This is a genomic window from Herbaspirillum sp. Her2 (assembly GCF_057961375.1).
In genome coordinates, this window is sequence record NZ_CM176331.1 from 2,737,673 (window position 1) to 2,758,606 (window position 20,934).

A 20,934-nucleotide genomic window follows, 5' to 3' on the forward strand; every position below is an offset into this window, starting at 1 on the left:
GTAAGAATACGGACACGGAAAAGCCGCAGATTATAACGGACTTCCGCACACCCGGGCAAGTTGCTTGGCGCTTTTGTGCCATAGACCAACGCACAACGCCCTGCAAACTCCCCAAAACACGGCAAAAGTGATGTCTTTTGGCATCACTTTTGCCCCACCTCCAGCCAGGACTGCCGCATCGCAGCTTGTCCTGACGGAAATCACCCTGCGCCAGGGGCTCGGCTATACTGCTGCCAGACCTGACCACAACACGGCCGCCAGCGTCATCTCTGGCGGCTTACAACAGAATAAAGAGACGTGCAGCATGCCCTTGCCTTCCGCACCCCGCCACAAGAACAAGACCCTGACGACTTTCCTGGCCACCGCTTTCGGCAGCATCGGCCTGCACCGTTTCTATCTCCACGGCGGCCGTGACCGCTTCGGCTGGCTGCATATCCTGGCCATTCCCCTGTCGCTGGCCTTGATGGCAGCACGGCCGGACGCACCCAAGCTCTTCACCGGCCTGCCCTTCGTGCTGTCGGCGCTGATTGCCTGCCTGGAAGCGCTGGTACTGGGCCTCACGCCGGACGACAAGTGGGATGCGCGCTACAACGCCGGCAGCGGCAAGCGTTCTGAATCGCACTGGATCCTGGCACTGATCCTGGTCCTGACCGTGGGATTGGGTGCCATGGGGGTGATCGCCCTGCTGGCGCGCAGCTTCGACCTGCTCTTCACTGGCGGGGCCTTCGGCTGAGCTGCTGCCCTGCCCTACGATCCCAATGAACAAGCCCGGAACATCGTCTACGATGTTCCGGGCTTTTGTTTGAAGCCGGAATCAGAACTGCTCTTCGGCCAGCGCCATCACCGCTGCACCGCCATCGACGATGGCCGTGCGATAGGCCAGCGCCTGCGGCAGGATCTGCTCGGCATAGAAACGCGCGGTCGCCAGCTTGGCTTCGTAGAACTTGCCGTCACCCTCACCGGACTTGAGCTTGCCCGCCGCAATGGCCGCTGCACGCGCCATCTGCCAGCCACCCAGCACCACGCCGGCCATCTTCAGATACGGGACGCTGCCCGCGAAGACCGCCTTGATATCGCTCTTGACGTTGGCCACCACATACCCGACCACCTGTTCCAGCGCATCGGCGGCTTCGGCCAGGCGCGCCGCGATGGGCTGCAGTTGCGCATCGCCCTGCAGTTCGGCCACGGTCTGGCGCACCTGGTCGATGATGCCCTTGGCAACAGCGCCGCCGTCACGCAAGGTCTTGCGGCCCACCAGATCATTGGCCTGGATGGCGGTCGTGCCTTCGTAGATCGGCAGGATGCGCGCATCGCGGTAATGCTGGGCCGCGCCGGTTTCCTCGATGAAGCCCATGCCGCCATGTACCTGCACGCCGGTGGAGGTCACATCGATGGACATCTCGGTGATCCAGCCCTTGACGATGGGCACCAGGTATTCGTAGAAGGCCTGGTTGGATTTGCGGGTGGCTTCGTCATCGCTGAAGTGCGCCGCATCCGACGTGGCCGCGGCCACATAGGACAAGGCCCGCGCCGCCTCGATCTGGGCGCGCATGGACATCAGCATGCGGCGCACATCGGGCTGGTGGATGATGGCCACCGGACCGGGCGAGCCGGCCAGGTCGCGCGACTGGATGCGGTCGCGGGCATAGGACACGGCTTTCTGATAGGCACGCTCCGACACCGACAGCCCCTGGATGCCCACGGCAAAGCGCGCCGCATTCATCATGATGAACATGTATTCCAGGCCGCGATTCTCTTCGCCGACCAGGGTACCGATGGCGCCGCCATGGTCACCGAACTGCAGCACGGCGGTCGGGCTGGCCTTGATGCCCAGCTTGTGTTCGATGGAAACGCAGTGCACGTCATTGCGCGCGCCCAGCGACCCGTCGGCATTGACCAGGAACTTGGGCACGATGAACAGCGAGATGCCCTTCACGCCTTCGGGCGCATTGGGCGTGCGGGCCAGCACCAGATGGACGATGTTCTCGGCCATGTCGTGCTCGCCATAGGTGATGAAGATCTTGGTCCCGAAGAGCTTGTAGGTCCCGTCTCCCTCCGGCACGGCGCGCGTGCGCACCAGTGCCAGGTCGGAGCCGGCCTGCGGCTCGGTCAGGTTCATGGTGCCGGTCCACTTGCCGGAGATGAAGTTGGCGATGAAGGTTTCCTTCTGCTGCTGGGTGCCGGCCGTCATCAGCGCTTCGATGGTGCCATCGGTCAACAGCGGGCACAGCGCGAAGGAGAGATTGGCCGAGTTCAGCATCTCGATGCAGGGCGTGGCCAGCAGCTTGGGCAGGCCTTGTCCGCCGAACTCCACGGGATGCTGCACGCCTTGCCAGCCGGCTTCACCAAACTGGCGGAAGGCTTCCTTGAATCCGGGGCTGGTGGTGACCTTGCCGTCGGCCCAGCTGCTGGGGGCCTTGTCGGCAGAATGGTTCAGCGGGGCGATCACTTCACTGCAGAAACGGGCGTTTTCTTCGAGAATGGCCTCGGCCGTTTCCGGCGTGGCATCCTCGCAGCCCGGCAGCGCATTCACGGCTGCCAGACCGGCCAGTTCGTTCATGACGAACAACATATCCTTCACGGGCGCGGTGTAACTCATCTCCAACCTCCAATGCGGAACGCTCTGGCGGCGTTCCTTGCTTGCACGAAAACACCCCGGCCTGAGCCGGGGCGGATACTACGTTTCAGACCACATCAGCCAAGCTGCTTGACCAGCTCGGGGACGACCTCGAAGAGGTCACCCACCAGGCCGTAATCGGCCACCGAGAAGATCGGTGCTTCCTCGTCCTTGTTGATGGCGACGATGACCTTGGAGTCCTTCATGCCGGCCAAATGCTGGATCGCGCCGGAAATACCGACGGCGATATACAGCTGGGGCGCGACGATCTTGCCGGTCTGGCCGACCTGCCAGTCGTTGGGCACGTAGCCTGCGTCGACCGCAGCGCGGGAGGCGCCCATGGCGGCGTTCAACTTGTCGGCCAGCGGCTCCAGGATCTTGAAGCTTTCCGCCGAACCCATGCCACGGCCACCGGAGACGATGATCTTGGCAGCGGTCAGTTCCGGACGATCCGACTTGGCCACTTCACGGCCCACGAAGCTGGACTTGCCCGAATCGGCCACGGCCGGGATGCTTTCCACGGCCGCCGAACCACCCTGCGCGGCCGGATCGAAACCGGTGGTGCGCACGGTGATGACCTTGATCGGGTCGATCGACTGCACGGTGGCAATGGCGTTGCCGGCGTAGATGGGACGCTCGAAGGTATCGGCCGACTCCACCTTGGTGATGTCGGAAATCTGGCCCACGTCCAGCTTCGCAGCCACGCGCGGCAGGATGTTCTTGCCGTAGGCGGTGGCGGGGGCCAGGATGTGGCTGTAATCCTTGGCGATGGCCAGGACTTGTTCGGCCACGTTCTCAGCCAGGCCGTCGGCGAATTGCGGGGCATCGGCCAGCAGTACCTTGGCCACGCCTGCCACTTGTGCGGCAGCATCTGCAGCGGCCTTGGCATTGGCGCCGGCCACCAGGACGTGGACATCGCCACCGGCTTGCGCTGCGGCGGTGATGGTGTTGAGGGTGCTGCCCTTGAGGCTGGCGTTGTCGTGTTCAGCAATAACGAGTGCGGTCATGATCAGATCACCTTGGCTTCATTTTTCAGTTTGGCGACCAGGGTCGCGACATCCGGCACCTTCACGCCGGCGCTGCGCTTGGCAGGCTCGGTGACCTTCAAGGTCTTCACGCGCGGGGCCACGTCCACGCCCAGCTCGTCGGGCTTGACGGTATCGAGCTGCTTCTTCTTGGCCTTCATGATGTTGGGCAGCGTGACGTAACGCGGCTCGTTCAGGCGCAGGTCGGTGGTGATGATGGCCGGCAGGGTCAGGGCCAGGGTTTCCAGGCCGCCGTCCACTTCACGGGTCACGGTGACCTTGCCCTCTTCCAGCACGACCTTGGAAGCGAAGGTGGCTTGCGGCCAGCCCAAGAGCGCTGCCAGCATCTGGCCGGTCTGGTTGCAGTCATCGTCGATGGCCTGCTTGCCCAGGATGATCAGCTGCGGCTGTTCCTTCTCGGCCAGGGCCTTGAGGATCTTGGCCACGGCCAGCGGTTGCAGTTCGACATCGGCCGCCACTTCGGCCAGGATGCCGCGATCGGCACCAATGGCCATGGCGGTGCGCAGGGTTTCCTGGCACTGGGTCACGCCGGCGGAGACGGCGATCACTTCGGTGACCTTGCCGCCTTCTTTCAGGCGCACGGCTTCTTCCACCGCGATTTCGTCAAACGGGTTCATCGACATCTTGACGTTGGCGATATCGACGCCGCTGCCGTCGCTCTTGACGCGCACCTTGACGTTGTAATCCACGACGCGCTTGACTGGTACTAATACTTTCATCGCATGGCCCTTGCAAAAAGGAATTGACGTAAACGTAAACTTCCGCAGGATTATAAAAGCAAAACGGGGTGCCTACCGGTTTTTAGCACGATCGTTCTTTTTAATGTTTGCAGCATACACCAAAGATTCACGTGAGCGGAAGAGGAAATGAAGAGAAGCTGAAAAAAACTTCATGCAGCGGAATTGAAGCGCGGCCTGCCCGCAGGCAACACCGCGCTGCTCAGACCGCCAGGTGGGGTACCGGTTCGCCCCGCAGGCCGGCCAGCAGGTTGGAGACGGCCAGCTCGGCCATGGCCAGCCGGGTTTCATGGGTGGCCGAACCGATGTGGGGCAAGGCCACCACGTTGGGGAGTTGCAGCAGGGGCGATTCGGCGGGCAGCGGCTCGACTTCGAACACATCCAGGCCGGCCCCGTAAATGGTCTTGTCCTGCAGGGCCGCAATCAGCGCCGCCTCATCGACGATGCGCCCGCGCGAGGCATTGATGAAGATGGCGCTGCGCTTCATGAGCGCGAATTCGCGTGCGCCGATCAGGCGTTCGGTATCGGCATTCAGGGGCAGCATGACGCAGACGAAGTCCGCCTGGGCCAGCAACTCATCCTGGCTGACGTAGCGCGCATCGAGTTCGCGCTCGGCCTCGGGATCGGGGCGGCGGTTGTGATACAGGATGGGCATGCCGAAACCATGATGCGCCCGCCGCGCCACCGCAGAGCCGATGCGGCCCATGCCGATCAGGCCCAGCGTCTTGCCGTGCACGTTCACGCCGAACTGGGCCTCGCCGATGCTGCCCTTCCAGCGACCGGCCTTGACGTATTCGGCCAGTTCCACCACGCGGCGCGCGGTGGAGAGGATCAAGGCAAAGATGGTGTCAGCAGTCGCTTCGGTGAGCACGCCGGGCGTATGCGCCAGCATCAGCCCGCGCCGGCGAAAATAATCCAGGTCGAAATTGTCCACGCCCACCGAGATGGTGGAGGCGATCCTGAGTTGCGGCGCGCCCTCCAGCATGTCGTTGGTGATGGGCAGGCTGGCGCCGATGATGCCGTCGGCAGTCTTCAGCGCTGCGAGAAAATCGGCGCGGTTGTCTTGCGTAATACGGTCGAAGAGCGTTACGTCGCATTCCGCCTGCAGGCGCTGCAGCAGATGTTCGGGCAATTTTTTGTAGACGACTACGTGCGGCTTCATCGGTGTTCCCATCAATCAAAAAGGACGGTGACGCAAAGTACATCCCGGATTACCGTTCGGACTGAGTAGCGGCGCAGCCGCGTATCGAAGGCGCTCCGGCAAGTGCGCCTTCGATAGGGCCCTGGCGGGCCTACTCAGTCCGAACGGATTGCAGTGTGTTCAGACAGGGTTACGAGGCCGCCTCCAGCTCGGCCCGGGTGGGCAAGCCTTCCATGTCGCCCACCACCTGGATGGCGAACGCCCCGATGCGGTTGCCGCGCATGACGGCCTCGGGTACCGGCAAACCTTCCAGCATGCCGCTGATGACACCTACTGCGAAGCCATCCCCGGCGCCCACGGTATCGACCACTTCCTTCACCGGCACGCCAGCCACCCTGCCCTCGCCTTCACTGTTGCGCCAGTAAGCGCCTTCGGCGCCCAGCTTGATGACCACCATCTTCACACCGCGCTCCAGGTAGAAGCCGGCAATGGCGTGCGGATCTTCATATCCGGTAAGAAGCGTCCCTTCCGACAATCCCGGCAGCACCCAGTCCGCCTTGAAGGCCAGCGCATTCAACTGCTGCGCCATGACTTCGCGCGAGGGCCACAGCATCGGCCGCAGGTTGGGATCGAAGGAAATCGTCTTGCCCTGCGCCCGCATGAACTCCATGGCGTGATGGGCAAAGGCCATTGTCGTGGGCGACAAGGCCGGCGCGATGCCGGTGGCGTGCAGGTGCCGCGCCGCGCCGAAATACGCCGGATCGAAATCCTCCAGCGACAGATGGCTGGCCGCCGATCCCTTGCGGTAATACTCGATGGCGGGGTCTGCTCCATCCACCGCCTTGGCCTTCAGCTGGATGGCCGTGCGGAATTCCATGTCGGTCAGCACGCGGCTGACCTCCACGCCTTCCTGCGCCACGCGCTTGCGAATGAAGCGGCCGAAGGCATCATTACCCACCCGGCTGGCCCAGCCCACCTTCAAACCCAGGCGCGCCAGGCCGATGGCCACATTGGTCTCGGCACCGGCCAGGCGGCGCGTGTATTTTTCCACTTCTTCAAACGGGCCGACTTCATCGGCCACCAGCAAGGCCAGGGCTTCGCCCCAGGTCACCACATCCAGTTGCATCGTCATTGTGCTTGTCCTCAGACGGCCGCCAGCATCGCCACGTGGCGGCGCGTCGTTTCTTCCAGATCCGTGCCCACCAGCGGGAATTCGATGGCCCGCAGGATGCCCGTGGGGAAATGCGCCAGCATGGCCGGCCAGTGCGTATCCTGCGCCTGCAGCGGCACGGCCTTGAGCTTGCCCTTGTCTTCCTGCACGCCCTTGCAGTGCACGTAGCGCACATGCGGTGCCAGCGAGCGCGCGGCGGTCTCGGGATCGACGCCCTGCCAGTGCCAGTTGCCCATGTCGAAGGTCATGCCGAAGGCATAGCCGTTGCCGGTGCACAGCGCCAGGAAGCTGACGATGGGCTCCAGCCGTCCGCCCTGCGGGGTCTGGTCGTTTTCCAACAAGACTTCAATGGGGGAATGCGAGAGGAAGCGCAGCAATGATTGCAGATCACTGGCGACAGAGAAATGACCGAGCGATACCTTCAGGAAACGTGCACCGAGCTCCTCGGCCTCGTTCATCGCCTGCCCGATCTGCTCGCGATCAAATCGCCCGTCGGCACGGAACAATTCCAACGGCGCGGAATACACCGAGAACAGCTTGTGCTGCTCCAACAGCGCACGCAAGGCCGGCAGATCCTGCGGGCCATCGAAGAGCTCACGCCGTATTTCAAGGCCAGCCGCCCCGGCCGCCGCCACCATCGGGACCAGGTCGGCATGGCCGACCCGCCGCACCAGGTCCGCCCCATAGGCCGAGGCGGCGACCAGGACCGGACTCACTTGAGCGCCCCTGCACCGATGAACTGCCTGGCTTCCGGCGTCTGCGGATCGGCGAAGAATTCCTTCGAGGGACGCGCTTCCCACACCTTGCCCTGGTGCATGAAGACGGTGAGGTCCGCCACCCGGCGCGCGAACTCCATCTCGTGCGTCACCAGCAGCATGGTCATGCCGCCGCGTGCCAGCTCTTCCATGACCTTCAGCACTTCGGCGGTCAGTTCCGGGTCCAGTGCCGAGGTCACTTCATCGAACAGCATCACCTGCGGCTCCATGGCCAGCGAGCGGGCAATGGCCACGCGTTGCTGCTGGCCGCCGGAGAGCTGCTCGGGATAGGCGTCACGCTTGTGGTCCAGGCCGACCTGCTTCAAGACCTTGATGGCGGTCTCGCGGGCGGTGTCGGTGGCGGTCTTCTTGACGATGCGGGGTGACAGCATGATGTTCTCCTCCACGGTCAGGTGCGGAAAGAGATTGTAATGCTGGAACACCATGCCCACATCCTTGCGCAATTCGATCAGGTGTTCGTGCTTGTTGGTCAGCTTGTGGCCGGCCACGGTGATGCTGCCGCCGTCGATGGTCTCCAAGCCGTTGATGCAGCGGAGCATGGTGCTCTTGCCGGAGCCCGAACGGCCGATGATGGCCACCACCTGGCCGCGCTCGACCGACAGCGAAATGCCGTTCAACACCTGGTTGCTGCCGAAGCGCTTGGTGATGTTGTCAATCTCAACGATGGGCATGGTATTTCCTCTCCAGGGCAAAAGCGAAACGGGACAGCGGATAACAGAAAACGAAGTAGATACCGGCCACGATGGGGAAGACCAGGAAAGGCTGGAAGGTCGCATTGCTGACCAGCTTGCCGGCCTGCGCCAGTTCCACCAGGCCGATGATGGAGGCGATCGAGGTGTTCTTGACGATCTGCACCAGGAAGCCCACGGTCGGCGGCAGCGAAATACGCACCGCCTGCGGCAGGATCACGTAGCGCAGCTGCTGCCAGCGCGTCATGGCCAGGGCAGTCGACGCTTCCCACTGCGGCACCGGCACGGCCTCGATGCAGCCGCGCCAGATCTCGCCCAGATAGGCGCTGGAATAGATCGTCATGGCGATGGTGGCGGCCACCATGGGCGGGAGCTTGTAGCCGAAGATCGCCAGTCCGTAGAAGGACAGGAACAGGATGATCAGCACCGGCGTGCCCTGGATGATCTGTATATACACCGCCGAGAGCAGCCGCAGCGGGGCCAGGTGCGAGGTACGCATCAGGGCCACGATGAAGCCGGCGATGCCGCCGCCGATGAAGGCCAGCGCCGAGAGCAGCAGCGTCCAGCGTGCCGCCTCCAGCAGGAACATGAAATTATCAAAGGAAAATTCAGCGAGCATCACATCCTCCTCGGACGAGCCACGCCCAGGCGGCGACGGCGTTTGAAGACCACCAGTCCGATCAGCCAGAAGGCCAGGCGGAACAGCAATGCCAGCAGGATGTAGAGCACCATCACCACCAGGTAGATCTCGAAGCTGCGGAAGGTCTCGGCATCGAGCAGGTTGGCCGTGGCCGTCAGCTCCTCAGCCGAGATGGCCGAGACGATGCTGGAGGCCAGCATCATCAGCGTGAACTGGCTGGCCAGTGCCGGATAGACTTTTTCCAGCGCGGGCGTCAGCACCACATGCCGGATCACCTGCCCGCGCGTCATGGCCAGCGCCTGCGCCGCCTCGATCTGCGAAGGGTGGATGGCCATCATGCCGGCCCGCACGATCTCGGTGGAGTAGGCCCCGAGGTTGACCGTCATGGCCACCAGCGCGGCGATGTTGGCATTGACCTGTACGCCGATGGAAGGCAGGCCGAAGAAGATGATGAACAGCTGTACCAGGAACGGCGTACTGCGGATCAGCTCCACGTAGGAGGTAACCGCCAGCCGCGCCGGTGCGCTGCCATGAATGGAAATGATGGCGCCGAAAATGCCGACGGCCAAACCGCAGATCATCGACAGCGCGCTCAACCGTATGGTGAGCAGTGCGCCGACCAGCAACTGATCCAGGTGCTGGAAGATGAACGCGAACTGAAAATCGTAATGCATCGTGTGCTCCTCCGACAAACCCGCGCCGTCCGCTCATCCCCTGAACGACGCGTGATCTGTTCTTCTCAGGCTGCGCAGTTCATGGCTGCGCAGCCGCTTCTGCAAGACAGATTCCGCAGGACGGAATCAGAACACCGGCAGGTTGGGCAGCGGGCCGGCCCACTTGCGCGAGATGGCATCGAGTTCGCCGTTGAGCTTGACGTAGTAGATGAAGTTGTTGAGCCACTGCTGCAGCTCATACGAGCCCTTGCGCACGGTCATCGAATTGGGTTGCACCGAGTACGGGAACTTGACTTCGATCTTGCCCTGACCACGGCTCTTGACGATTTCATTGGCCATGGTGTTGGGAATGGAGATGGCATCGACCTGGTTCGACAGCAGCGCCTGGGTCACCGTCGAGTCATCCTCGAAACGCACCAGCACCGTGCCCGGAGGCGCCAGGCGGGTCAGTGCGGTGTCGTTGGTGGAACCGCGCGAGACGCCCACTTTCTTCTTGACCAAGTCATCGAGCTTCTTGAAGTTGCTGCCCACCGGGCCGACGATGGAGAGTTCGAAACCGCTGTAGGGAATCGTGAACAACACCGACTTGGCACGCTCAGGCGTGGGGGCCAATGTGGCGGCCAGCATGTCGACCTTGCCCGATTCCAGCGCCGGGATACGGGCCGGCGGCACCAGCGGCACAATCTCCACCGGCAGGCCGAGATACTTGCCGATCAGGTTGGCCACATCGACGTCATAACCGATGGGCACGCCCTTGGCATCGACCGAACCGAAGGGCGGTGTGCCGCTGACCACACCGATGGTGATCTTGCCTTTCTTGGTCAGCTCGGCGATGCTCTGCGCGCTGGCGCTGGCGGCGGTTGCCACTGCGCAGGCAGCGGCCAGCGTCAGTGCGACGAATTTTGCGTTGAAAATGTTCTTGATGCTCATCCTGGTCTCCTGATCAATCAATGCCGTGTGGACGGCAGTCCGTTGAGTGCGACAGGCACCGAATCCCGCTGCCCGCTGGTGCGCGGCCGCAGGGACTCGCTTGCCCCTCTTTGTTGCTGCCTGCTTGTGCTTCCCGCTTGCAGGTCTGTGATGCGGCCGGAAGGCCGTAATACGGTTGCGTGCTGCTGAAATACGGGCGCCATCTTTACTGAACAGCTCTGCAGTCCTGTTACAAGGTCTTACCAGTAGTGCGCAGTGCCACGATCAAAAGCCTGCAACTTGGTACCGGTTCCAGCGCTGGGTTTAACTGCCGCTTGTTTGCGCCATCGGCGCGGGCCGGAGCTTGCTCACGATGCCGCTCACCAGCGCACGCTGCGGATGGCCGTCCACACTGGCGGTCGAACCGCGGCAGATGAGGCGGGGATCCAGCAGCATCTCCATGCGCACCGAGCGCTCGCCGTGGATGCGGACCAGCAAGCGTTCGATGGCCGTAAAGCCGATGTCATACGTCGGTTGTTCGATGGTGCTGATGCCGCTGCCCACCAGCGGTGACCATGCCAGTTCATCGAAACACAGCAGGCCCACGTCATCCGGAAAGCGCAGCGACATGCTCTGCAAGGCCAGCGCGATCTGCAGCGAGACCATGCCGTTGCCGGCCAGCAGGGCCACTCGCCCCGTGCTGCCGGCGGCCGCCCGGCGCAGAAAATATTCGCGCACGACCGTGGCCACATGGCCGGGCTGGTCCACATCCACTTCCAGCGTCTCGCCATGGCAATCGGGACGTTGCTCCATCGCCTGCAAAAATCCCGCCTGCCGCCCCTGCCGCGAACTCACGCCGAACAGCGGCTGCACCACCAGTGCGATATCCGTATAGCCCTGCGCCAGCAGGTGATGCGTGGCCAGTTGCGCGGCCTTGACGTTGTCGAGGCCGACCAGGTCGAAGTCGCAGCCTTCCACGTGCCGGTCCAGCAGCACCACCGGAAAGGCCGCCTGCCCCAGCTCGCGCAACGGCGTCACGTTGCGGCCCTGGGTGTTGAACAGCAGGCCTTCCACGCTGTAGGAATGCAGGGCGGCCAGCGACTGCTTCTCGCGCGCCTCGTCATTGCCGGTGTTGCACAGCATGAGCGTGTAGCCATGCTTCTGGCAGGCCGCTTCCGCACCATGCAGCACGGCCACCGAATAGGGATTGAGAATGTCCGCCACCAGCATGCCGATGAGCCGCGTACGGCCACCCTTGAGCCCGCGCGCCATCTGGCTGGGCTGATAGCCCAGGCGCGCGATGGTCTTGCCGATCTGGTCGCGCAGCGGTGCCGAGAGCGCGTCGAATTCGCCGCCCAGGTAACGCGATACGCTGGTCTTGGACACCCCGGCCTCCCGCGCAACCTGCGCAATGGTGACCCGGTCAGTGCCGGTCTTGGTGTGTTGTCTCACTATTGCCCGCCAAATCGTTGAACTGCGTCGGTTGATTTGTCTGAAGGTCCCGGGCTGCTCATTTATATGAATCTTTTGGAACCGGTTCCAAGATAGCAGCGGGATCCGGGCGGGTCAAACTTATTTCAGATGAAAAATTTGAGCAGATGCCATGAACGGCGCGCTCACGTTCTCGCACGGTAATATGAATGGATCAGCGCATGAGACGGTGGATTTCCGGCGATTGCTTCATTCCCGCCGTTCAAGGTCTGAAGCCCGGCTCCTGATTGATGCGACGCGCCAAACACCCTGTACGCGCGCCAGGGTACAAGATGCAAACGATCAGTAAATATTTGTTGCCAAGCACAAGAATGCGATATCATGAATAGCAATTATTCTCATTATTATCTGATTCATGCCCTCGCTCTCCCCCGGCGCTCTCGCCGTCCTGCTCGCCTTTTCCGTATTGCCCGCTTCTTCCGTCCTGGCGCAGACTGCCAGCACGGACAACAGTGCGGCATCAACCCAATTGCCCACCGTCGATGTGGTCGCCGATGGCGTCAACGACACCAGGTTCAAGGCCACCCAAAGCCAGGTCAACAAATCCAATACGCCGCTGTCGCAAACCCCGCAATCGGTGTCGGTGGTCACGCGCTCCATGCTGGACAGCCAGCAAGCCGTGTCGCTGGCCGATGCGCTGGAGAACGTGCCCGGCGTGGTCGCGCAGCAATATGGCCGGCGCGGCTGGGATGACCTGATCATCCGAGGCCAGGTCGCTTCCGATTCGCTGTATCTGGATGGCCTGCGCACCACCGCCAGCTCGCGCGTGGCCGAGCAGCTGTTCGGCCTGCAGCAGGTGGAAGTGCTCAAGGGACCGGGCTCGCTGCTGTATGGCCTGGTGCTGCCGGGCGGGCTGGTCAACATGGTCAGCAAGCGTCCGCAAGGCAATGACTTCGCCAACGTCGACGTCACCGTGGGCAGCCACGACTTCTACCAGACCACGGTGGACATGAACAAATCGCTGTCGGAAAACGGCAAGCAGGCTTTCCGCATCAACGGTCTCATTTCCAATTCGAACGATGCCACTGACAACGTGTGGTTCAAGAACCGCTACATCGCGCCCTCGCTGTCGCTGGACCTGGGTGCGCGTACCGACTTCACCATCCTGACCAGCTACCAGGAACGCAACTACGTGCGCCAGCAAGGGCTGCCGCTGTCGGGCTCGATCAACAGCAACGTCAACGGCGCGCTGCCGCGCAGCCTGTTCATCGGCGAACCGGGCGCGCGTCCGTATGCGGCCAATGAAACCCGTATCGGCTATGCGCTGACGCACCGCTTCGATGACGGCTGGACGCTCAACAACAACGTGCGTTACCAGCAGTTCGAGATGAGCGGGCAACTGGTGGCCAACAACGTCCTGTCGAGCACCGGCCGCAGCCTCACGCGTACCGGTACCGACCAGACCTATGAAGGCCAGACCTTCAGCATCGATACCAATGTCCAGCGCAGCTTCAACACCGGCTTCGGCAAGCACGAGATCACGCTGGGCACGGACTATCTCAATTCTCGTGAAGACACGCTCTCCTACACCTGCACGGTGGCGGCGCTCAACGTCTACAACCCGGTGTATGGTGCGCGACTGAATTGCCCGACCACACCCAACACCTATACCTCGACCAGCATCCGCGATACCGGCTTGTATGCACGCGACAACATCCGTTTCGGCGAGCGCTGGCAATTGCTGGCCGGCCTGCGCTACGACAACGTCTCCACCTACTCGACCAACCTGCGCACCGGCACGCATACCGACAATCCGGCCAGCGCCACGACGGGCTCGGCTGCGCTGATGTATGAGTTGCTGCGTGGTGTGCGTCCCTACATCAGTTACGCGACCTCGTTCTATCCGAACAGCGGCACCGATGTGAGCGGCGGCACCTTCAAGCCCGAGACCGGCAAGCAATGGGAAGCCGGCGTGAAGTTCGACCTCGACGAAGGCCGCACCAGTCTCAACGTAGCCGTGTTCGACCTGCGCCGCCGCAACGTGCTGGTGAGCGATCCCAACAACACCGGCTTCAACATTGCCGTGGGTGAACAGCGTTCGCAGGGCGGCGAGATCAGCGTGACCTCCGACTTGCGCAATGGCCTGAGCCTCAACGCGGGCTACTCCTATACGGCGGCCATCGTGACCGACGACGGCGGCCAGCGCAGCACCACCGTGGGCCAGTGGCTGGACAACGTCCCGCGCCACAACTTCACCACCAGCGCCCGCTATCGCTTCAAGGGCCAGCTGGCCGGATGGGAGTGGAACGGCGGCGTGCACGGCCAGAGCATGATGCGTACCAACGGCTATACCCTGCCGGGCTACGTGCTGGCCGATACCGGCGTGGCCTACAACGCCGAACGCTGGCGCGCTGCGCTCAACGTCAAGAACATCTTCAATACGCACTACTACGCGGGCGGTCTGGCGCGGGCGGTGGCGTTGGGGGATGACCGGACCATCTTGCTGACCCTGGGGTATCGTTACTGATCTCCTGTCCCGCCTTCTCGTGATTCAAGATCGGCCGCTTTCATGCGGCCGATTTTTTTTATCCAATGATTCGACATGAATGGCTCATTCGCGGCGAGCTGCGATGCAATCATTCATGTATGGGGAATGCCCACTGACATTCTTCCATGCGAATCCATACAAGATCAATTGCAGACCATCGCGCAGCACGGCTGTGCCGATGCGCATTGGCGTTAGGCGTTACGCCGCACGGGCACATTGAATCAACACGCAATAGAAAAAAAGAAGACATCCCCTCACCGCAAGGACTGCAGGGAAAGAGGAAAAGAAAAAGCAAAAGAAAAGTGGCGGACTCCCGAAGAAGTCCGCCCGAAATGAAGGCCAGAAGGAGCCTGTGACGAAACTGAACAGTGTTTCCTTTCAATCTCGGCCCCAATGGTAGTCAGTCCCTTCCACTGCAGGCAAATCCGCACCGCCGATTAGCCGCATCAATACTGCAAATACTTCTCCAAGCAGGGCATCGGCCCTCTCGCGTTTGGTGCAGGATCGCGCCAAACGCCCTCCCCATGCGGGTTTCGCGCATCATGCGGGTGCACCATGCACAAGCCTGCGTGCCATCCCGGAGCAGCCTACTCATTATTACTAATATTCATTCGGCCAATTCCTAAATAGAATTTGACCCTGATTTGACCCAGGACGACACTCAGCTACCTCCTTTCAACCAAAGTGGTGTGCCATGAATTCGATCACGCTCGATGTTTATCCCGTCCAGAAAAAAATCGTCACCGCTGCCCCACCGCATGCGGACTCTCCTGAAATGGATACGCTCATTGCGGAAGTGACCGCGCGCCGCGATGAGTTCGACCAGTTGGGCCACGTGCCGCGCGACATCGTGGCCACCATGAAGAAGGCCGGCATCTTCCGCAGCGGCACGCCGCGCAAGTTCGGCGGCGAAGCCCTGGCCCCGGCGCCCTTCCTGGCCATGGTCGAACGCATCTCCAAGGCCGATGGCTCGGCCGGCTGGGTCGCTGCCTTCGGTTCGGCCAACACCTATCTGGCCGCCCTGCCCATCGAAACGCAGCGCAAGATCTACGCAAGCGGCCCCGACCAGGTCTATGCCGGCGGCCTCTATCCGCTGCAAGAAGCCAAGGCCGTCCCCGGCGGATGGGAAATCACCGGACGCTGGCACTTCGCCAGCGGCTGCAAGGGCGCAGACTGGATCGGCGTGGGCATCAAGGACACCAGCAGCCCCGAGGACGGCACGCAAAAACCCGCCCTCATGGCCGTGATGCCGGCCTCGGAAATCGAGATCGTCGACAACTGGAACGTGGTCGGCATGCAAGGCACCGGCAGCCACGATACCCGCCTCAAGGACAAGTTCGTGGCCCACGAATGGACCTGTGCCCGTGGCGCGGCCGGCCTCATCGATGAGCCGCTGTATCGCTATCCGGCCCTGGCCTACCAGGCTGAAGTGCACGCCGCCGTCAACATCGGCCTGGCCCGCGCCGCGCTGGACATCGTCACCGACATGGCCGGTGGCGCCAAGATCATGCCGGGCGCGCTGCGCCTGGCCGACCGCGCCTATTACAAGATCAAGCTCGGCGTGTCCGAAGCCAAGTGGCGCAGCGCCCGCATGTTCTTCTACGACGCCTGCGAACAAGCCTGGGAGCAAATCGTGGCCGGCAATCCCGTCACCGAAGAGATCGACATGATGCTCAAGCTCTCGGCCACCTATGCCGCACGGGTCTCGATGGAAGTCGTCAACGACGCCTACCAGGCCGCCGGCATGGCCGCCATCCAGCGCACCCATCGCCTGCAGCGCATCGTGCGCGATGCGATGGTGGTCACGCAGCACGCGGCGCTGTCGGAGTTGAATTACGAAAGCGCTGGCGCGCTTTTTGCAAAGCTGGGAATCAAGCGCTGATGCGCCTCCCCTCCTGAAAAATTGCCTGCGCTCATGCCTGCGCTGCAGGCGCAAGCGCTCCCCGTGTTTTGCCTTTGTTACTGCCGTGCCTGCCATCTCCACTGGCGTTTCACCAACTTTACAAAGAGGACCCAGCCCGTGACCCACTCCACCGTTTCGCCACAACGCCGCAAGCTGCTGCTCGGCGCCGCCTCCATGCTCGCTGCAGGCGCTGCCCCTGCCCTGCCAGCCCTGGCCCAGGGCGCGCCCGTCATCATCGGCGTCGGCGCTGATCCCGTCTTCACGGCCTTCTTTGTGGCCGCCAACGAAAAACTCTTTGCCAAACACGGCGCCCCCAACGTCACCGTGCAGTCCTACACCGACGGCGGCGAAGCGCTCAACGCGCTGGTGGCCAACCAGGTGCAGCTGGGCTGTGCCGGCGAACCCACGCACATCGTGCGCCTCTCGCGCGCCGAACTGCGTCCGCTGGCCGTGACCTATCAGTCCAAGACCTACGTCAAGCTGGTGGCCCGCAAGGCCATCACTTCTGCCGACAAGATCAAGAAGTTCGGCATCGTCGCCGGCTCGGTCTCGGAATACGTCACCGGCCTGACCCTGAAGACCCTCAACATCGATCCCGCCAAGGTCGAGATGGTGCGCTCCGGTCCTCCGGAACTGCCGGCCCTGCTGGCGCGCGGCGATATCGATGCCTACTTCGTCTGGGAACCGTGGCCCACGCTGGGCGTGCAGCAAGGCGGCCACATCCTCATGACCGCCGGCGACGTCGGCTACACCAGCACCCTGTGGCTCTCGGCCAATGCCAACTGGCTGGCCGCCAACAAGGAAGTGGCCGGCAACATCCTCAAGGCCCTGGCCGAAGCCTCCGAGATCACCCGCAAGGATCCGCCGCGCGCGGCGCAATCGGTGCAGGCCATCACCCGCATCCCGGTGCCGCAGACGCTCAATTCGCTCAAGGACATGGAACCGATCGTGCGCGACTTCACCGACACCGATCTCAAGACCGCCAATGCCATCGGTGAATTCCTGCTGTCGAAACAGGCCATCAAGGCGCCGGTGGACATGAGCAAGATCCTGCAGCGCGGTTTTTACAAGGGGTAAGCCATGGGACATGGATCTTCAGTTTCCATCAAGCGCGTCGGCCTGACCATCGGCAAGAACGAGATCATGGCGGGCATCGACCTCGATATCCGCGCAGGAGAATTCATCTGCCTGCTGGGCCCGTCCGGCTGCGGCAAGTCCACCCTGCTCAATGCGATTGCGGGCTTCCAGGAGGTGGCCGGCGAGATCAGCGTGGCCGGCAAGCGCGTCAAGGGGCCGGGGCTGGATCGCGGCGTCGTGTTCCAGTCCTCCGAGGCACTGTTCCCGTGGCTGTCGGTGCGCGAGAACGTCGAGTACGGTCTCAAGCTGCGCGGCATCCCGGCGGCCGAACGCCGTTCGGCTGCCGAGCGCTATGTCTCGCTGGTGGGCCTGAAACACGCCATCGACAAGTTCCCGGCCGAGCTCTCCGGCGGCATGCGCCAGCGTGCGCAGATTGCCCGGGTGCTGGTCAATGAACCCTCGGTGGTGCTGATGGACGAGCCCTTCGGCGCCCTCGATGCGCAGACCCGCGAGGTGCTGCAAAGCGAGCTGGACCGCATCTGGAAAAGCACCGGCTGTACCATCGTCTTCGTCACCCACGACATCTGGGAAGCCATCCTCCTGGCCGACCGCGTGGTCACCATGACGGCAGGTCCGCGTGCCCACATCAAGACCATCGAAGAAGTCGACCTGCCGCATCCGCGCGATCCGGCCGACCCGGCCTGCATGGCACTGTATGCCCGCATCCGCGACGACATCGGTGCAGAAGTCACGCGCGTGCTGCGCGCACAAGGTTTGATTGAAGAGGAATCCGTACAATGACCCAGCTCACACAGACAGCCTCCCCGACGGCTCAAGAGTCGGCCATGCCATCCAGCCTGGGTCGTCGCCTGAAAGCAGCCCGTCCGTTCCTGATCTCGGTGGTCGCCGTCGTCGGCGGCCTGGTGTTGTGGCAACTGGTCTCGATGACCACCTCGCCGCTGTTCCTGCCCTCGGTCTCGATGACCTGGGCCGCCGCACTGGAACTGATCAGTGACGGCACCCTGCAGCAGTCGGTGCTGGCCTCCTCCGGACGCATCCTGGCCGGCTGGGGTGCGGGCGTAGCCATCGGCGTGCCGCTGGGCATCTTCATGGGCCGCTTTGACCTGGTGCGGCAATTGCTCGATCCCTACATCGAGTTCTTCCGCTTCATTCCACCAATCGCCTTCGTCACCCTCGCCGTGATCTGGCTTGGCCCCGGCGAGCTGTCGAAGATCGCGCTGATCTTCTACACCACGGTGTTCATCGTCACGCTCAACACCATCGCCGGCGTGCAGGCGGTGAACCCGCTGCGCCTGCGTGCGGCGGCCTCGCTGGGTGCCGGGCAATGGAAGATCCTGACCACCGTGATCCTGCCCTCGACCGTGCCCTTCATGGTCACCGGCGCCCGCATCGCGATGGGCAATTCCTTCCTGACGGTGGTCTCGGCGGAAATCGTCTCGGCCCGCGAAGGCCTCGGCGCCCTGATCTGGACGGCGCGCAACTTCAGCCGGACCGAGTGGGTGTTCGTGGGCATCATCGCGCTGGGCCTGCTGGGCTACCTGTTCGACCGCGTGCTGCGCATCGCCACCCGCAAGCTGCTGGCGCGCTACCTGTAAGCCCCAAGCCCGTCCTGGCGGCGATGCACTGATCGCCGCTGCCAACCCTGCGCTTGTATGCAGGGTTGGCTTTTCCCATCCATACAAGATCAAGATCAAGATCACGAGAGACCACGCACCATGACCGACTTCACCCAGGAAATCCAGCAACTCAAACGCCGTCTCGACATCCTCGAAGCCGAGGCCGACATCCGCCGCATCCAGGCACGCTACATGTTCCTGTGCGACACGCCCTGCCCCGAGCCGGTGGCCGATGACGCCGAACGCATCGAGAAGATCCTCGAGCTCTATGCCGAGGACGCCATCTGGGAAGGCGTCGGTTCCTACTACGAAGGCCAGTTCGGCCAGGCTGTCGGCAAGGAAGCGATCCGCAAGCACTTCCAGGCTTTCTGGGGCCAGAAGAAGGATCCGGAACTGCTCCTGAACGTGCACTACCTGACCTCGGAACAGATCCACGTCAATGCCGACTGCACGCACGCGGATGGCCAGTGGGTGCATTGCCAGCCGTGGATCTTCGGCGATGGCTCGTCGCTGCTGCGCTCCAGCCGGCTCAACAACCTGTTCAAGAAGGTGGACGGGGTGTGGAAGATCGCACGCACCCGTACCGAAAACGTGTTTGTGGCACCGCTGGCTTCCGGCTGGGCCAACAATGTGCCGACCTATTCGGTGCTGATGAAGTAAAGATGCGCTGAATTCTTCAAACGATACAAATCATTTATATCGTTTAGCGTTTCACGCTGCTGTTCGTTGTTGATGAAATGACCGGGAAGAGGCTGCGGCCTCTTCACCGTGCCGGAGAGCCATTCCCATGTCCCCTGCCCTTCCCGCCCTCGTGCGCCAGTTCATCCCCACCAGCGCCGGCCCCCTGCACGTGGCCAGCATGGGCGAAGGTTTGCCCGTACTGCTGCTGCACCAGACCCCGCGTTCCTGGGACGAATTCCGCGATGTGCTGCCCCTGCTGGCGCAGCGCTACCGCCCCATCGCCATCGATACGCTCGGCTTTGGCGATTCCTGCAAGCCGCCACCGGCGGAGCACAGCATCGAGCGCTGGGCCAGCCTGGCGCTGGAAGTGATGGACCAGTTGGGCATCCGCAAGGCCGCCGTGGTCGGCCACCATACCGGCGCAGTCACGGCCATGGAAATCGCTGCGTCGGCTCCTGAGCGGGTGGCGGCGCTGGTGCTGTCTTCCTGTCCCTACAACGACGCAGCACGGCGCAGCGCGCACGCGGGCAAGCGCACCGTGGACGATGTGGAGGTCCGCACCGATGGCGCGCACCTGCAGGAACTGTGGCAGCGCCGCCAGCCCTTCTATCCGCAAGGCGATACCGACCTGCTCACGCGCTTCATGGTGGATGCCCTCAAGGCCGGACCGATGGCCTCGCATGGGCATATCGTGGTGCGCAACTACCCCATGGAAGATCGCATCGGCCTGGTACGCGCACCCACGCTGGTGTTGCGGGCAGGGCGTGATCCACACGCTGCGCCCTACAGCGAACGCATCGCCCAGGCCATTGCCGGCAGCCAGTGGCAGACGCTGGACGACGGCATGGTCCCCATGCCGGACCAGATGCCAGGCCCCTTTGCTGAAGCGGTGATGGATTTCCTGCAGCGCAGTTGCTGAGTTTCAATCGCGGGTGAAGGCGTAATCCCGCTCGACCTTGCAGATCCGCGTCTTGTAGGCCTCGTACCACTGCTGGCGTCCCAGACGCTGGGCCAGCTGGTGATCGAGGTCGCGTTTCCACGCGGCGATGGCCTCCAGACTCGCCCAGTAAGACACGGTGATGCCCACCTCTTCGCGCGCCGACTCCAGCCCCAGGAAACCGGGCTGGCGCGACGCCGCCTCCACCATGGCCTCGGCCATCTCGCCATAGCCGTGATCGCCTTCCGTGCGCAAGGAAGTGAAGATGACGGCGTAGTAGGGAACGTCTCCGGTGACGGCAATGCTCATGATGTGACTCC

At 62.9% G+C, this 20,934-nt stretch carries 20 protein-coding genes; 8 read left to right on the forward strand and 12 right to left on the reverse strand.

What is annotated here, in order from left to right; translation table 11 throughout:
* Positions 1-304: 304 nt before the first annotated feature.
* The gene (locus ACWHXP_RS12495) at positions 305-733 is read left to right on the forward strand and encodes a TM2 domain-containing protein (RefSeq protein ID WP_134134839.1); all 429 of its coding nucleotides are present in this window, start codon (positions 305-307) and stop codon (positions 731-733) included.
* Positions 734-814: 81 nt separating this feature from the next.
* Here ACWHXP_RS12495 and ACWHXP_RS12500 read toward each other — a convergent pair whose 3' ends face one another.
* From ACWHXP_RS12500 to ACWHXP_RS12550, 11 genes are all read right to left on the reverse strand, one after another.
* Complete coding sequence (locus ACWHXP_RS12500) at positions 815-2,599, reverse strand: acyl-CoA dehydrogenase (RefSeq protein ID WP_489633732.1); 1,785 nt, start codon at positions 2,597-2,599, stop codon at positions 815-817.
* 95 nt (positions 2,600-2,694) lie between these two features.
* A complete protein-coding gene (locus tag ACWHXP_RS12505; RefSeq protein ID WP_039787724.1) occupies positions 2,695-3,624 on the reverse strand; it encodes an electron transfer flavoprotein subunit alpha/FixB family protein in 930 nt (309 codons plus the stop codon).
* A 2-nt stretch (positions 3,625-3,626) separates the two neighbouring features.
* Positions 3,627-4,382, reverse strand: a complete 756-nt coding sequence (locus ACWHXP_RS12510; RefSeq protein WP_034332360.1) for an electron transfer flavoprotein subunit beta/FixA family protein — start codon at positions 4,380-4,382, stop codon at positions 3,627-3,629.
* A gap of 220 nt (positions 4,383-4,602) precedes the next feature.
* Positions 4,603-5,562 (reverse strand): 2-hydroxyacid dehydrogenase, encoded by a 960-nt coding sequence (locus tag ACWHXP_RS12515; RefSeq protein WP_489633730.1) that lies wholly within the window; start codon positions 5,560-5,562, stop codon positions 4,603-4,605.
* Between the two features lie 169 nt (positions 5,563-5,731).
* Positions 5,732-6,673, reverse strand: a complete 942-nt coding sequence (locus ACWHXP_RS12520) for a sugar kinase (RefSeq protein ID WP_489633729.1) — start codon at positions 6,671-6,673, stop codon at positions 5,732-5,734.
* 11 nt (positions 6,674-6,684) lie between these two features.
* Positions 6,685-7,428 carry a sugar phosphate isomerase/epimerase family protein gene (locus tag ACWHXP_RS12525; protein ID WP_034332365.1) on the reverse strand — a complete coding sequence of 248 codons (744 nt, stop codon included), beginning with the start codon at positions 7,426-7,428 and terminating at the stop codon, positions 6,685-6,687.
* Positions 7,425-8,159 carry an amino acid ABC transporter ATP-binding protein gene (locus tag ACWHXP_RS12530; RefSeq protein WP_134221841.1) on the reverse strand — a complete coding sequence of 245 codons (735 nt, stop codon included), beginning with the start codon at positions 8,157-8,159 and terminating at the stop codon, positions 7,425-7,427. Before ACWHXP_RS12530 ends, ACWHXP_RS12525 begins: the two co-directional genes overlap by 4 nt.
* Positions 8,146-8,796: an amino acid ABC transporter permease gene (locus ACWHXP_RS12535; RefSeq protein ID WP_121038556.1), complete on the reverse strand. Its 651-nt coding sequence runs from the start codon at positions 8,794-8,796 to the stop codon at positions 8,146-8,148. Before ACWHXP_RS12535 ends, ACWHXP_RS12530 begins: the two co-directional genes overlap by 14 nt.
* Positions 8,796-9,491: an amino acid ABC transporter permease gene (locus tag ACWHXP_RS12540; RefSeq protein WP_121038554.1), complete on the reverse strand. Its 696-nt coding sequence runs from the start codon at positions 9,489-9,491 to the stop codon at positions 8,796-8,798. Before ACWHXP_RS12540 ends, ACWHXP_RS12535 begins: the two co-directional genes overlap by 1 nt.
* Before the next feature lie 126 nt (positions 9,492-9,617).
* Complete coding sequence (locus ACWHXP_RS12545) at positions 9,618-10,421, reverse strand: transporter substrate-binding domain-containing protein (protein WP_121038551.1); 804 nt, start codon at positions 10,419-10,421, stop codon at positions 9,618-9,620.
* 303 nt (positions 10,422-10,724) lie between these two features.
* Positions 10,725-11,852, reverse strand: a complete 1,128-nt coding sequence (locus ACWHXP_RS12550; protein WP_489633728.1) for a LacI family DNA-binding transcriptional regulator — start codon at positions 11,850-11,852, stop codon at positions 10,725-10,727.
* Positions 11,853-12,246: 394 nt separating this feature from the next.
* Between ACWHXP_RS12550 and ACWHXP_RS12555 the strand changes: the two genes are divergently transcribed.
* The 7 genes from ACWHXP_RS12555 to ACWHXP_RS12585 all read left to right on the forward strand — a co-directional run bounded on the left by ACWHXP_RS12555 (position 12,247) and on the right by ACWHXP_RS12585 (position 20,596).
* Positions 12,247-14,358 (forward strand): TonB-dependent siderophore receptor, encoded by a 2,112-nt coding sequence (locus ACWHXP_RS12555; RefSeq protein ID WP_489633727.1) that lies wholly within the window; start codon positions 12,247-12,249, stop codon positions 14,356-14,358.
* Between the two features lie 715 nt (positions 14,359-15,073).
* Positions 15,074-16,261: an acyl-CoA dehydrogenase family protein gene (locus tag ACWHXP_RS12560; protein WP_489633726.1), complete on the forward strand. Its 1,188-nt coding sequence runs from the start codon at positions 15,074-15,076 to the stop codon at positions 16,259-16,261.
* Between the two features lie 138 nt (positions 16,262-16,399).
* Entirely contained in the window at positions 16,400-17,359 is a 960-nt protein-coding gene (locus ACWHXP_RS12565) for an ABC transporter substrate-binding protein (RefSeq protein WP_489625047.1), read from the forward strand.
* A gap of 3 nt (positions 17,360-17,362) precedes the next feature.
* On the forward strand, positions 17,363-18,160 hold the full coding sequence (locus ACWHXP_RS12570) for an ABC transporter ATP-binding protein (protein ID WP_134221837.1): 798 nt from the start codon (positions 17,363-17,365) through the stop codon (positions 18,158-18,160).
* 44 nt (positions 18,161-18,204) lie between these two features.
* A complete protein-coding gene (locus tag ACWHXP_RS12575; protein WP_489633725.1) occupies positions 18,205-18,975 on the forward strand; it encodes an ABC transporter permease in 771 nt (256 codons plus the stop codon).
* Positions 18,976-19,095: 120 nt separating this feature from the next.
* The gene (locus tag ACWHXP_RS12580; RefSeq protein WP_134134823.1) at positions 19,096-19,656 is read left to right on the forward strand and encodes a nuclear transport factor 2 family protein; all 561 of its coding nucleotides are present in this window, start codon (positions 19,096-19,098) and stop codon (positions 19,654-19,656) included.
* Between the two features lie 127 nt (positions 19,657-19,783).
* On the forward strand, positions 19,784-20,596 hold the full coding sequence (locus tag ACWHXP_RS12585; protein WP_489633724.1) for an alpha/beta fold hydrolase: 813 nt from the start codon (positions 19,784-19,786) through the stop codon (positions 20,594-20,596).
* A 3-nt stretch (positions 20,597-20,599) separates the two neighbouring features.
* Here the strand turns inward: ACWHXP_RS12585 and ACWHXP_RS12590 are convergent, their stop codons facing one another.
* A complete protein-coding gene (locus ACWHXP_RS12590; protein WP_034331328.1) occupies positions 20,600-20,923 on the reverse strand; it encodes an antibiotic biosynthesis monooxygenase family protein in 324 nt (107 codons plus the stop codon).
* Positions 20,924-20,934 lie beyond the last annotated feature (11 nt).

What these genes read in the sequence shown, in the direction of transcription:
- ACWHXP_RS12540 (WP_121038554.1), bottom strand. Translation starts at nt 9,491, where the DNA reads ATGCATTACGATTTTCAGTTCGCGTTCATCTTCCAGCACCTGGATCAG.
- ACWHXP_RS12495 (WP_134134839.1), top strand. Translation starts at nt 305, where the DNA reads ATGCCCTTGCCTTCCGCACCCCGCCACAAGAACAAGACCCTGACGACT.
- ACWHXP_RS12560 (WP_489633726.1), top strand. Translation starts at nt 15,074, where the DNA reads ATGAATTCGATCACGCTCGATGTTTATCCCGTCCAGAAAAAAATCGTC.
- ACWHXP_RS12505 (WP_039787724.1), bottom strand. Translation starts at nt 3,624, where the DNA reads ATGACCGCACTCGTTATTGCTGAACACGACAACGCCAGCCTCAAGGGC.
- ACWHXP_RS12545 (WP_121038551.1), bottom strand. Translation starts at nt 10,421, where the DNA reads ATGAGCATCAAGAACATTTTCAACGCAAAATTCGTCGCACTGACGCTG.
- ACWHXP_RS12515 (WP_489633730.1), bottom strand. Translation starts at nt 5,562, where the DNA reads ATGAAGCCGCACGTAGTCGTCTACAAAAAATTGCCCGAACATCTGCTG.
- ACWHXP_RS12510 (WP_034332360.1), bottom strand. Translation starts at nt 4,382, where the DNA reads ATGAAAGTATTAGTACCAGTCAAGCGCGTCGTGGATTACAACGTCAAG.
- ACWHXP_RS12580 (WP_134134823.1), top strand. Translation starts at nt 19,096, where the DNA reads ATGACCGACTTCACCCAGGAAATCCAGCAACTCAAACGCCGTCTCGAC.
- ACWHXP_RS12575 (WP_489633725.1), top strand. Translation starts at nt 18,205, where the DNA reads ATGCCATCCAGCCTGGGTCGTCGCCTGAAAGCAGCCCGTCCGTTCCTG.
- ACWHXP_RS12530 (WP_134221841.1), bottom strand. Translation starts at nt 8,159, where the DNA reads ATGCCCATCGTTGAGATTGACAACATCACCAAGCGCTTCGGCAGCAAC.
- ACWHXP_RS12535 (WP_121038556.1), bottom strand. Translation starts at nt 8,796, where the DNA reads ATGCTCGCTGAATTTTCCTTTGATAATTTCATGTTCCTGCTGGAGGCG.
- ACWHXP_RS12570 (WP_134221837.1), top strand. Translation starts at nt 17,363, where the DNA reads ATGGGACATGGATCTTCAGTTTCCATCAAGCGCGTCGGCCTGACCATC.
- ACWHXP_RS12555 (WP_489633727.1), top strand. Translation starts at nt 12,247, where the DNA reads ATGCCCTCGCTCTCCCCCGGCGCTCTCGCCGTCCTGCTCGCCTTTTCC.
- ACWHXP_RS12500 (WP_489633732.1), bottom strand. Translation starts at nt 2,599, where the DNA reads ATGAGTTACACCGCGCCCGTGAAGGATATGTTGTTCGTCATGAACGAA.
- ACWHXP_RS12585 (WP_489633724.1), top strand. Translation starts at nt 19,784, where the DNA reads ATGTCCCCTGCCCTTCCCGCCCTCGTGCGCCAGTTCATCCCCACCAGC.
- ACWHXP_RS12590 (WP_034331328.1), bottom strand. Translation starts at nt 20,923, where the DNA reads ATGAGCATTGCCGTCACCGGAGACGTTCCCTACTACGCCGTCATCTTC.
- ACWHXP_RS12520 (WP_489633729.1), bottom strand. Translation starts at nt 6,673, where the DNA reads ATGACGATGCAACTGGATGTGGTGACCTGGGGCGAAGCCCTGGCCTTG.